This window comes from Actinomadura sp. GC306 (assembly GCF_004348665.1).
Classification (GTDB): domain Bacteria; phylum Actinomycetota; class Actinomycetes; order Streptosporangiales; family Streptosporangiaceae; genus Spirillospora.
In genome coordinates this window covers 1-11,984 of record NZ_SMKM01000209.1, presented here as the reverse complement: position 1 = coordinate 11,984, position 11,984 = coordinate 1, and the positions used below count along the sequence as shown (strand labels likewise).

9 protein-coding genes are annotated in these 11,984 nt (G+C 72.4%); 2 read left to right on the top strand and 7 right to left on the bottom strand.

Annotated elements, in window-relative coordinates; translation table 11 throughout:
* Positions 1-279 (top strand): thioesterase (locus E1200_RS24415; protein WP_207933524.1); only part of this gene is annotated, 279 nt, incomplete at its 5' end.
* Between the two features lie 264 nt (positions 280-543).
* On the opposite strand, the gene E1200_RS24410 is transcribed toward E1200_RS24415, so the two are convergent.
* Genes E1200_RS24410 through E1200_RS24400 form a run of 3 tightly spaced genes read right to left on the bottom strand, consistent with a single transcriptional unit; the run spans position 544 to position 4,511 of the window.
* Positions 544-1,374: an ABC transporter permease subunit gene (locus tag E1200_RS24410; RefSeq protein WP_131954408.1), complete on the bottom strand. Its 831-nt coding sequence runs from the start codon at positions 1,372-1,374 to the stop codon at positions 544-546.
* Complete coding sequence (locus E1200_RS24405) at positions 1,371-3,821, bottom strand: alpha/beta fold hydrolase (RefSeq protein WP_131954407.1); 2,451 nt, start codon at positions 3,819-3,821, stop codon at positions 1,371-1,373. Before E1200_RS24405 ends, E1200_RS24410 begins: the two co-directional genes overlap by 4 nt.
* Before the next feature lie 39 nt (positions 3,822-3,860).
* Positions 3,861-4,511, bottom strand: coding sequence for a TetR/AcrR family transcriptional regulator (locus E1200_RS24400; RefSeq protein ID WP_243708804.1), 651 nt, complete (start codon positions 4,509-4,511; stop codon positions 3,861-3,863).
* 116 nt (positions 4,512-4,627) lie between these two features.
* Between E1200_RS24400 and E1200_RS24395 the strand changes: the two genes are divergently transcribed.
* Positions 4,628-6,280, top strand: coding sequence for an MDR family MFS transporter (locus E1200_RS24395; RefSeq protein WP_279484994.1), 1,653 nt, complete (start codon positions 4,628-4,630; stop codon positions 6,278-6,280).
* 22 nt (positions 6,281-6,302) lie between these two features.
* Here the strand turns inward: E1200_RS24395 and E1200_RS24390 are convergent, their stop codons facing one another.
* The 4 genes from E1200_RS24390 to E1200_RS33920 form a co-directional block, all read right to left on the bottom strand.
* A complete protein-coding gene (locus E1200_RS24390) occupies positions 6,303-7,241 on the bottom strand; it encodes a hypothetical protein (protein WP_131954405.1) in 939 nt (312 codons plus the stop codon).
* Between the two features lie 221 nt (positions 7,242-7,462).
* The gene (locus E1200_RS24385; RefSeq protein ID WP_243708803.1) at positions 7,463-8,542 is read right to left on the bottom strand and encodes a 2-oxoacid:ferredoxin oxidoreductase subunit beta; all 1,080 of its coding nucleotides are present in this window, start codon (positions 8,540-8,542) and stop codon (positions 7,463-7,465) included.
* A complete protein-coding gene (locus E1200_RS24380) occupies positions 8,535-10,376 on the bottom strand; it encodes a 2-oxoacid:acceptor oxidoreductase subunit alpha (RefSeq protein ID WP_131954404.1) in 1,842 nt (613 codons plus the stop codon). The genes E1200_RS24385 and E1200_RS24380 overlap by 8 nt, the downstream gene beginning before the upstream one ends.
* 518 nt (positions 10,377-10,894) lie before the next feature.
* The coding region (locus E1200_RS33920; protein WP_165950443.1) for a hypothetical protein at positions 10,895-11,984 on the bottom strand (1,090 nt) is incomplete at its 5' end.

Below are 11,984 nucleotides of genomic sequence, written 5' to 3'. Positions count from 1 at the left end.
CTGGCGGAGGCCGCCACCGTCAAGGCGGTTGCTGGGCTTGAGGTAGGGCGGACCTCGGTGGGGACGCGGGTCGAGTTGGAGCATCTGGCGGCCAGTCCGGTCGGGATGCGGGTGACCGTGGCGGCCGTGCTCGCCGAGATCGACGGTGCGCGGCTGGTGTTCGAGGTCGAGGCCGCCGATGAGCGGGGTGTCGTGGTGGGGAAGGGGCGCGTCGAGCGGGTGGTGGTGGATCGGGACAGGTTCCTGGCGCGTCTTCCCCGCGTCGACCGCGGTCAGTAGGGCAGGAGGCGGCCGGACGGGGTGCGCAGGTCGGGCGGGCTCGGTTGACGTGGGGGTTTGGGACGCTTGATGAGCTGCTGCCGTGCCATGGTGATCATCTCCCCCCATCGGGGCGGGCTTAACCCGGTGATCGACGTGCTGTCGATCCTTGCCCCCTTGGACGCGCCTGTGGGGCGCGAGGTTCGGATGAGCTTATGCGACGGACACTGCCGGTTCGACCGATTTTCAGCAGATGTTCGTCGCGCTGTGTCGCCGGATGATCGCTCAGGAGACGATGTCGCGGGAGCGGAAGAGGCGGAACGACAGGGCGAGAAGCACGGCGGCGTAGGCGATGGAGAGGGCCGCGCCCTTGGCCATGCCGGTCCACTGGACGTCGGGTTGGAGCGCGTCCATCCACGCGTACATCCAGTGGGTCGGGAGGAATTCGCGCCAGGAGCCGAGGGCGGTGACGGCGTCGACGATGTTGCTGAGGATGACGAGGCCGACCGCGCCGCCGACCGCGCCGAGCGGGGAGTCGGTGGTGACGGACAGCAGGAAGGCCAGCGCGGCGACGACGAGCTGGGAGACGAGGGCGTAGCCGAGGATGATCGCCATCCGGCCGAGGGCGGTGCCGGCCGGGACGGTTCCCCCGGTGGGGAGTTCGACGTCGTCCCAGCCGAAGGCGGCGGTGCCCGCGACCAGTGACATCAGCGGGAGGGCGAGCACGGCGAGCACCGCGTAGCCGAGCGCGATGATCAGTTTCTGCCGCAGCAGGCGGGCGCGGGGGACCGGGGCCGCGAGCAGGTAGCGGAGGGACGCCCAGTTCGCCTCGCTCGCGACGGTGTCGCCGCAGAACAGGGCGACGGCGACGACCAGCAGGAAGCCCGTGGCGACGAACAGGGTGAACAGCGCGAAGTTGAGGGCCCCGGACGTGGCGACGTCGACCAGGCTGGGGACGCCGTCCGGCGACGGGTCGCCGCCGATCTTGAAGGCGAGCACCAGGACCCACGGGAGGGCGAGCAGGATCGCGAACGCGACGAGGGTGCGGCGGCGCCGGAACTGGCGGACGGCCTCCACCCGCAATGGAAGGGTTCGCCGGACGTCGTAGCCGGTCATGGTCCCTCCCCGATGATCTGCAGGAACGCGTCCTCCAGGCGGCCGGACGCACCGACGAGGTCCGCGACGGGGCCCGCGGCGACGCGGCGGCCGCCCGCCATGACGACGGCGTGGGTGCAGGTCTGCTCGACCTCGGAGAGCAGGTGGCTGGAGACGATGACCGTCCGGCCGGCCGCGGCGTACCGGACGAGGACCTGTCGCATCTCGCGGATCTGCGGCGGGTCGAGGCCGTTGGTGGGTTCGTCCAGGACGAGCAGGTCCGGCAGCCCGAGCATGGCCTGCGCTATGGCGAGACGCTGCCGCATCCCTTGCGAGTAGGTGCGGACGGGCCGGTCTAGGGCTGAGCCAAGGTCGGCTATCTGCAGCGCCTCGTCCATGTGGGCCTCGTCCAGGGGACGGCCAGTGGCGCGCCAGTAGAGGTCCAGGTTGTCGCGCCCGGAGAGGTGGGGGAGGAACCCAGGCCCCTCTACGAAGGAACCCAGGCGGGCTAGGACGGGGGCGCCGGGAGTGACGTGGTGGCCGAAGATGCGGATCTCGCCCGAGTCGGGGTGGATCAGGCCCATGAGCATCCGCAGGGTCGTTGTCTTCCCCGCACCGTTCGGGCCCAGTAGTCCTAGCACCTGCCCCTTCTCCACGCGGAAGGACAGGTCGGCGACGGCGAGGTGGCCGTTCTTGTACGCCTTCGTCAGGCCCGTTATCTCCAGCGGGATCTCGCTGTCCTTGTCGTCTGCGCGGCGGTGACGTCCCGTTAGGACGATGACCAGCGAGACCACGACGGCGCCCATTGGGAGGGCCCAGACCCAATGCGGGACGGGTGCAGAAGCCGTCGACAGTGAAGGCACGGTCGGGACGGTCAGCGGCGACACCACCTGCACCTTGTAGGACGCAGGCTCGTCCGGTGTCGCGAACCCCATGTCGGTGGTCGCGACGACGAGGCGGATCCGGTGGCCGCGGTCGAAGCGGTGGTCCATCGCGGGGAGCCGCACTGTGACGTCCCCCGATGCCTGGAACGCGGCGGGCAGTCGTCGTGCGAGCGTCGCCGTCCCGCCGGGCGCGACGTCGTACAGCTTCGCGAACAGCGGCCCGTCGCCGTCCACCCGGAGCCGGACGGTCGCGGCGCCCGTCAGCTGGACGGGCCGCTCCAGCGGCGGCGTGTCGAAGAACGCGGCCTGTCCGGGCATCTCGGTCGGCAGCCCGCCGCCGGCCGGGAGCGAGTCGAGCGAACCGAGTCCGGGCAGCGCGGAGATCGCCGCGGGGGAGCCGCCGGGCGGATGGTGCACGGGCTGCTCGCCCCCGATCAGCGGCAGCTCCACCGGATCGCCGGTAAGGCCGGGATAGCTGCGCGTCGTCGCCTCCGCCACGACGACCTCCCGGGCGGACGAGTCGAGCCCGCCCGCCCGCGTCACCGTGAAGCCGTCCGGGTCGGGCGGGGCGGTGCCTTTGAGGTGCGCGTCGAAGAAGCCGGTGACCATGTCCCCGATCCGCTCCGTCTCGGGGTCGCCGCCGTCGTGGCCGCCCTGGAACCACACAACGGAGACGGGCGCGCCGTTCGCGGCGATCGCGCGGGCGTTGGCGTCGGCGTGCTCCAGCGGGAACAGCGAGTCGGACTGCCCCTGGACGAGCAGCGTCGGCACCCTGATCCGGTCGGCGACGGACGCGGGGCTCGACCGGTGGAGGGTCTCGATCGCCGACGCGGTGGGCCGGCCCGTCTCCGCGACCTCCTGGTACATCGCGCAGAGCGACGGCAGGAAGCGGCCGCACGCCGTCGGCCCGGCGCTGCCGGTGAAGAACAGGCCCGCCCAGAGCTTTTTGAAGACGCCGTCCGAGGGGTCCGCGCCGGCCGCGTCGGGGAACAGCGCGTCCGGGAGGCTGTGCCAGGTGATCATCGGGGCGATGGCGTCGACGCGGCGGTCGTGCGCGGCGGTCAGCAGCGCGATCGCGCCGCCGTAGGACCGGCCCGCCATGCCGACGCGCGGGTCGCCGGGCCCGTCGAGCCGGACCTCCGGGCGCCGCGCGAGCCAGTCGACGAGCTGCCGGACGTCCTTGACCTCGTAGTCGGGCGAGTTGAGCGCGATCTGCCCGCCGGAGCGGCCGAAGCCGCGCGCCGACCAGGTCAGCACCGCGTAGCCGGCGCGGGCGAGGCCGCGCGCCTCGTCCGCCACGTCGGCCTTGCTGCCGCCGAAGCCGTGCGCGAGCAGGACCGCCGGTGCCGGGGTGCGGCCGGCGGGCCGGTAGAACGTGGTGTCGAGCGTGACGCGCTGGTCGTCGGCGGGGCCGTCGACCACGGTGATGCGCTGGTCGGCGGACCGGACGCGCGGTTCGTCACCGGCCGCGACGCCCCAGGCCGCGCCTCCGGCGGCGAGTGCGGCGGCCGTGGCGGCGGCGGTCAGGCGCGTGGCGTGTCCCGTCCGGTTCCACCGCGTCCTGAGCGCGCCCCCGAGCCTCATGGTGGACCAGCCTATGCGCGGCCCGCCCCGGGCTTCGGCTCAGCGGACGGGCGGCGGGGCGAGTGCGGCGGTGAACATCGCGGTCAGCCGGTCGGTGAGGTCCGCGGGATCGGCGGCGCGCAGGTCGTTCGTGCCGAGCAGCCGCCGGACGGGTGCGCCGCCCATCAGGATCGTGGACGCGAGCAGCGCGCGGGCGCGGGCGTCCGGCCCCGCGAGCTGCGCGGTCATCGGCTCGATGATCACGTTCTCCAGGTAGTGGAGGAGGATCCTCTTGACCTCGGGGTGCCCGGCCGACCGGTCCAGCATCCGCGAGATCGGCGTGACGCGGCCGGGGTCGAGCTGCCGGACGAAGTGCTCCGCGAGCCGCCGCGGCAGCCCGCCGGGGTCGCCGGCGATGACCCCGCGCAGCACCGACTCCCCGGCGAGGACCTCGCCGAACAGCGCCGCCTTGGAGCCGAAGTAGCGGTTGACCAGGGCCGTGTTCGCCTCGGCCCGCGCGGCGATCATCCGGACGGTGACGCCGTCGTAGCCGTGCTCGCCGAACAGGTCGCGGGCGGCGCCCAGGATGCGCCGCCGGGTCGCCTCCCGGTCGCGCCGGGGCCGCCGGGGCGCTTCCGTGCCGGGCGCCCCGGCGCCCCCGATCTCCTCCTCGACCCGCATCGGCGGTACCAGCCCATCCGTTCCGCTCACCGGCGCGCCGCCGGTCCCGGCGCCCGCCGGGTTGCAAGTAAACAAGCGTCTACATACCATACATGTACAGCACAGGTAATCAAGTCGGCCGGCCCGCGGGCCGGCATGGGGGCAGAGTGGCTCGAACGAGCGCGGCGTCGCACGGTCCGGCGGCGGATCCGCAGAGCGAGCCGGAGTCAGGGGCGAAGCCCGAACCGGTACGGCCGCAGTACACGCACCGCCAGATCCTGAAGATCCTCTCGGGGCTCATGATGGCGATGCTGACCTCGATGCTCTCCACGTCGGTCATCGCCACGGCGCTGCCGACGATCGTCGGCGAGCTCGGCGGCCAGGACAAGCTCGCCTGGGTCGCGAGCGCCGCGCTGCTCACCATGACGGCCTCGACCCCGCTGTGGGGCAAGCTGTCGGACATCGCGGGCCGCAAGCTGATGTTCCAGACCGCCCTGCTGATCTTCGTCGTCGCGTCGATCGGCGCCGGGATGTCGCAGGACATCGGGCAGCTCATCGCGTTCCGCGCGGGCCAGGGCCTCGGCGCGGGCGGGCTCGCCGCGCTGGCCCAGGTGATCCTCGGCGACGTCGTCGAGCCGCGGCAGCGCGGGCGCTACGCCGGCTTCATGGGCGCCGTCTTCGGGGTCTCCACCGTCGCGGGCCCGCTGCTCGGCGGCTTCCTCGTGGACGCCGACGCCCTCGGCTGGCGCTGGACCTTCTACGTGTGCGTCCCGCTGGCCGTGGTGTCGTTCTTCGTCATCCAGCGGGTGCTGCGGCTGCCGAGGGTCCGCCGCGACACCAGCATCGACGTGTTCGGCGCGATCACCATCACCGGCAGCGCCGCCATGCTGATGCTGCTGCTGTCCATGGGCGGGACGGAGTTCCCGTGGAACTCGCCATGGACCTACGCGATGGGCGCGGGCACCGTCGTCCTCGCCGGGCTCGCGGTCGTCGCCGAGCGGCGCGCCCGCGACCCGATCCTGCCGCCCCGGCTGTTCCGCAACCGGATGTTCGTGCTGACGTCGCTCATCTCGATCTGCGTCGGCATGGCGATGTTCGGCGTGATGATCTACATGCCGCAGTACCTGCAGATCGTCAAGGGGATGAGCCCCACGGCGTCCGGCCTGATGACGCTGCCGCTCGTCCTCGGCATGCTCGTCACGTCCATCGCGTCCGGGCAGGCCGTGACCCGCACCGGCCGCTACAAGATCTACCCGGTGCTCGGTCTCGGCTGCGTCGTCGTCGGGATGTTCATGCTGTCGCGGCTGCACACCGGGTCGTCGACGGTGCTGATCGGCGTGGACCTCGCCGTCCTCGGCGTCGGGATGGGCCTCACGATGCAGATCCTGATCCTCGCCGCGCAGAACGCCGCCGGGCCCCGCGACCTGGCCTCGACGACGTCCGGGGTGTCGTTCTTCCGCAGCCTCGGCGGCGCGGTCGGCGTGGCCGCGTTCGGCGGGATCCTCACCAACCGGGTCGCGGCCGAGATCTCCGCCGGGCTGCACGCCGCGGGCATCCGGGCCATGCCCGGCGGCACCGAGCTCGGCTCGCCGGACGAGATCGCGCGGCTGCCCCAGCCGGTGAAGGACATCGTGCGGGACGGCTTCAGCAGCGCGCTGGAGACCGTCTTCCTCGTCGGCATTCCGGTGGCGGCGCTCGGGTTCGTCGCCGTGCTGGCGCTGAAGGAGGTGCCGCTGCGCGGCTCCGCGAGCCGCGGCAAGGGCCCCGCCGAGCCCCCCGCCGAGACGCCGGTCGAGGACATCGCCGCCCGCCACCTGTGAGTCGCCCGGCCGGGGGCCGGGGTCAGCGGCGGCCCTTCAGCTCGCGGACGAGCCGGTTCGCCGAGGCGCGGTCCTGCGGGCCGGTCACGACGACCTTCCCGTCCAGGATCGCCATGTCGACGCGGGGGAGCGTGACGATGCGGTTCCGCACGACGAACGCGAGGTCGCGCCCGACCGTCGCCCGCGTCAGGTCGGCGAACGCCTTCCGGTCGGCCGGCCGCAGCGTCAGCGCCACGTCGTGGCCGCCCGGCTGCACGCGCGACTTCTGGACGCGCAGGTCGGCGACCTTGCGGATCGCGATGCCCTGCGCGAGCCCGTAGCAGGTCGGGCCCGTCCCGGACTGGCCGGTGATGCCCTGCGTCCCCGCCGGGCACTGCCCCTGCGTCGTCTGCGTGACGGGGTAGATGTGCAGCGGCGCGGCGAGCGTGACCGGCTGCGTCCGCATGGACGACGCGATCAGCGCGCCGGTCACCGCGACCGCGGCGATCAGCAGCCCCAGCGTCAGGACCATGACGAGCATCGCCGAACGGTGCTGGTCGGCGGCCCTCGCGGCGGACGGGAGCTCCTTCTGCGGCCGGCCGCGCCGCGCCGCCCGGCTCCGCTTGACCTCCGCCGCCATGCGCTGCCGCTCGGCCGCCCGCGCCCGCCGCCGCGCGGCCTCCGTGCCCGCGTCCGCACCGGCCTCCGGGACGGCGGGCAGGACGGCCGTCGCCTGCTCGCCGCGTGCGGGCTGGGCACCGGCGGTGTCGAGGGGCCGGGTGGCCGCGTCGTCCGGCGCCGGAGAGGGCGGCCACTGCGGGGCGGGGTCCGGGACGGCCGGGGAGTCCCCGGTTCCGGAGCCGCCGGACGCCTCCTCGGCAGCGCCCTCGGGCGGCTTCGCGGACGACTCCTCGGACGACGGGTCGCGCGCTGGATCCTCGTCCTGCCGACGATTCCTGCTGCGGCGCGGAATGACCCGCATCGTCACCTCCCCGGCTCCCATGATCCGTTCAGCAGTCTGTCAGCCGGAGCCGCCGTCCCGCACCGTCTCCCGGCCGAATGCGGCCACGGGAGATCCCCGGTTGCTCATCATGTGATGAACGGTGCCCCGTTCCCCGGGTTTCCAAAAGCCGAAGGCCCGGCCCCGGCGGAAACCGGGACCGGGCCTTCGGATCGTGCTCGGCCGATGACTCGGCCGCCGTGCTAGTCGATGCGCCAGGTGTCGCCGCTGCCGAGCAGCGCCGCCAGGTCGCCCTCCCCCTCGGACTGGACGGCGTCGTCGAGCTGGGCCCGCATCAGCTCGTCGTACGACGGGCGGTCCACGTCGCGGAAGATGCCGATCGGGGTGTGCTCGAACGCCGGCTGGTCCAGCCGCGACAGCGCGAACGCCTGCGACGGGTCCGAGTTGTGGGCGTCGTGCACGGCGATCTCGGACGGGTCGACGTCCGCGACGTTCACGACCTCGAACGACCCGGCCGCGTTGCGGCGCAGCGCCTTGGTGCGCTCCGCGCCGAACACGATCGGCTCGCCGTGCTCCAGCCGCACCGTGACGTCGTCGCGGACGTCCGCGTCCTTCAGCGGCTCGAACGCGTTGTCGTTGAAGATGTTGCAGTTCTGGTAGATCTCCACGAGCGCGGTGCCGCGGTGCTGCGCCGCCGCCCGCAGCACCGACTGCAGGTGCTTGCGGTCGGAGTCGATCGTCCGGGCGACGAACGTGCCCTCCGCGCCGATCGCGAGCGACAGCGGGTTGAACGGCGCGTCCAGCGACCCCATCGGCGTCGACTTGGTGATCTTGCCGAGTTCGGACGTCGGCGAGTACTGGCCCTTGGTCAGCCCGTAGATCCGGTTGTTGAACAGCAGGATCTTCAGGTTGACGTTGCGGCGCAGCGCGTGGATGAGGTGGTTGCCGCCGATGGACAGCGCGTCGCCGTCCCCGGTCACCACCCATACCGACAGGTCCGGCCGGGACGTGGCGAGGCCCGTCGCGATCGCCGGCGCGCGGCCGTGGATCGAGTGGAACCCGTAGGTGTTCATGTAGTACGGGAACCGCGACGAGCAGCCGATGCCGGACACGAACGTGATGTTCTCCCGGCGCAGCCCCAGCTCGGGCAGGAAGGACTGGACCGCCGCGAGGATCGCGTAGTCACCGCACCCGGGGCACCAGCGCACCTCCTGGTCGGTCTTGAAGTCCTTCATCGACTGCTTCTCGTCCGCCTTCGGGACGAGGGACAGCAGCGACCGGCCGTTCGCGGTGCCGGTGCCGTTCGCTCCGTTGTCACTCACTCTCGATCACATCCTGGATGACGCCCTGGAGCTCCTCGGCCTTGAAGGGCAGGCCGCGGACCTGGTTGTAGCCGATCACGTCGATGAGGTACCGGCCGCGCAGCAGCATCGCGAGCTGCCCGAGGTTGATCTCCGGGACGATGACCTTGTCGTAGGAGCGCAGGACCTCCGGCAGGTTCGCCGGGAACGGGTTGAGGTGCCGCAGGTGCGCCTGCGCCACGCTCCGCCCCTCCTTGCGGACCAGCCGGACGGCGGCGGAGATCGCGCCGAACGTCCCGCCCCAGCCCAGCACGAGCACCCGCGCGTTGCCGGACGGGTCGTCCACCGCGAGCGGCTCGATGTCGTTCGCGATCCCGTCCACCTTGGCCTGGCGGAGCCGGGTCATCTTGTCGTGGTTCGCCGGGTCGTAGGAGATGTTGCCGGACCCGTCGGCCTTCTCCAGGCCGCCGATCCGGTGCTCCAGCCCCGCCGTCCCCGGGATCGCCCACGGGCGGGCGAGCGTCTCGGGGTCGCGGGCGAAGGGCTGGAAGTCCTCCTGGTCCGGCGCCGCGAAGTCGGGCTCGATCGTCGGCAGCGACGCCACGTCCGGCAGCCGCCACGGCTCGGAGCCGTTGGCGAGGTAGCCGTCCGACAGCAGGATCACCGGCGTGCGGTACTTCACCGCGATCCGGGCCGCCTCCAGCGCCGCGTCGAAGCAGTCCGACGGGGACTGCGGCGCGACCACCGGGACGGGCGCCTCGCCGTTGCGGCCGTACATGGCCTGCATCAGGTCGGCCTGCTCGGTCTTGGTCGGCAGCCCGGTGGACGGCCCGGCCCGCTGCACGTCGATGATCAGCAGCGGCAGCTCGGTCGCGACGCCGAGGCCGATCGTCTCGCTCTTCAGCGCGACGCCCGGCCCGGACGTCGTGGTGACGCCGAGGGACCCGCCGAACGAGGCGCCGAGCGCCGCGCCGACCGCGGCGATCTCGTCCTCGGCCTGGAACGTGCGCACGCCGAACTTCTTGTGCTTGGAGATCTCGTGCAGGATGTCCGACGCCGGCGTGATCGGGTAGGAGCCGAGGAAGATCGGCAGCCCGCTCTGCACGCCCGCCGCGACGAGCCCGTAGGCCAGCGCGATGTTCCCGGTGATGTTGCGGTAGAGGCCCGGCTCGTGCTCGGCCGGCTTGATCTCGTACTGCGTCGAGAACGCCTCGGTCGTCTCGCCGTAGCTCCACCCCGCCTGGAAGGCCGCGATGTTGGCCTTCATGATCTCGGGCTTCTTGGCGAACTTACGCTCCAGGAAGGCGATCGTCCCCTCGGTGGGACGGTGATACAGCCAGGACAGCAGCCCCAGCGCGAACATGTTCTTCGCGCGCTCGGCGTCCTTCTTGGTGATGTCGAAGTCGGCGAGCGCCGTCACCGTCATCGAGGTGAGCTGCAGCGCGTGCACCCGGTACTCGGCGAGCGAGTCGTCCTCGACGGGGTTGGTCGCGTAGCCGACCTTGGCCAGGTTGCGCTTGGTGAACTCGTCGGTGTTGACGATCAGATCCGCCCCGCGGGGGAGATCCCCGAGGTTGGCCTTGAGGGCGGCGGGATTCATCGCGACCAGGACGTTGGGCGCGTCGCCCGGCGTGAGGATGTCGTGGTCGGCGAAGTGCAACTGGAAACTGGACACGCCGGGCAGGGTCCCGGCGGGGGCGCGGATCTCGGCCGGGAAGTTCGGCAACGTCGACAAGTCGTTGCCGAACGCCGCCGTCTCCTGGGTGAAGCGGTCGCCGGTCAGCTGCATGCCGTCGCCGGAGTCTCCGGCGAAACGGATGATGACGCGGTCGAGCTGCTGGACCTGTTTGGTCACAGAGGAAGACCTCCTCGACGCGCAGCACCCGTCCTGGGGGAGGCACCCAGGATCGTGATGCTACTTAGGCTTACCTTCATGGTATGTCCGGGGTGGGATGGGTTAACGGGGACGGGTTGCTCACCGGGACGAAGGCAGGTGCTGCCCGGCGCCGTCCGGTTTCCGGTGACCGCCGGTCATGGGAGGCATGGACCGCGGCCACCGCTCCGCCCGTCATGTGACGTCCCGCTCCAGGGAGGTCGTGACCCCGTATAGCACAAGAGGTATCACTTCAGTGCGAGGTTCACGCGACTCCCCGGTATTCGGGCAGGTCCTATCCGGATGTACGACCTGGACGGGTCCCCGAGTTCACCCCGAACACAGGCTGCTGCGCTGGCGGCACAGGTCGACGTGCAACCGTCTGACCAGCCGCGCGGGATTCGTCGAGGAGCTCCGGCTCCCCACCGGCGTGGAGTTCACAGCCCGCAGTGTAGATGGCCCGAAATCCGTTCTAGGCCACCGCCCCTGGTCAAACGCGGTCACGACCCTCCGGGAGCCTGCGAGGTGGCGGCCTCCGGAGCCCCCGAACCACCCGCCGAGGAGCCCGGCCCGGCCGGCGTCGGCGGGGCGGCCGGCACCACCGAGGCGCGCTCCCGGTCGACCCGGGCGAGGAGTTTCTCGACGGCGTCCTCGGCCACGGCCTCCCCGACGACATGCGCGGTCGCCGCGTACGGGTACGAGCCGGGGTTGTCGAGGGCGCGCTGCATCCAGGTGCGCCACTGCCTGCTCGTGACGGTGCACCGCAGCGTCATCGTGCGGTCCGCGGGCACCGGCTGCGACGCGGTGCAGCCGCCGAGCGGCCGGTCGCCGGACGACAGCGAGGCCCGCAGCGCCACCCGCGCGCCGTCCGGCACCGCGCCCGCCGGCTCGGCCAGCGTCGCGGGCACGGTCACGGTGCAGCCGTTGGTGTTCTGGTCGCAGTTGGCGAACGTCAGCGCCCCCGGCTTGAACCGCAGCCCGGGGTCGGCGGCGCCGCCGAGGTTCGCGACGCGGGGCCGCAGCTCGGCGAACAGAGTCGCCGGCGCCGCCACGGGTGCGACGGTGAGCACCGGCGCGTTCGGCCCGCCGGCCCGCACCGACAGCAGCCGGTGCGGGGCCGCCGCGTCCATCAGGTACTCCGCCCCCTGCGCCCTGACCACGTACGCGGGGACGCCGTTCACGGTCTCCGTGGGCGGCTTCGCGGGCGCCTGGGCCAGCATCCGGGCGATGGACTCCGGCCCCAGGACGTCCGGCACATCGAACCCGGGCAGCGCCTTCGGCGCCTTGGACCACCGGCCCGCGTAGTACTCCGTCTTGGTCACGTCCGCGACGTAGTCGCGCCAGAACGCGGGCCCGGCCTTGATGTAGGTGTCCCCGCCGATCGCGACGACATTGGCCGTTACCGGCCCCGCGGTCAGCATTCCGGTCGCCATCCCGGACGGGGTCAGCCGCAACTGCACCTGGACGGGCCTGCCGCCGACCGTCATCGTCCCGTCGTAGCGCAGCCCCGTCCCGGACGTGAGCCCCTGCCCCGCCTGCACCGTCCACGCCGGAGGAGCGGCCCGCACGGTCGGCTCGGCCCGCTTCCTG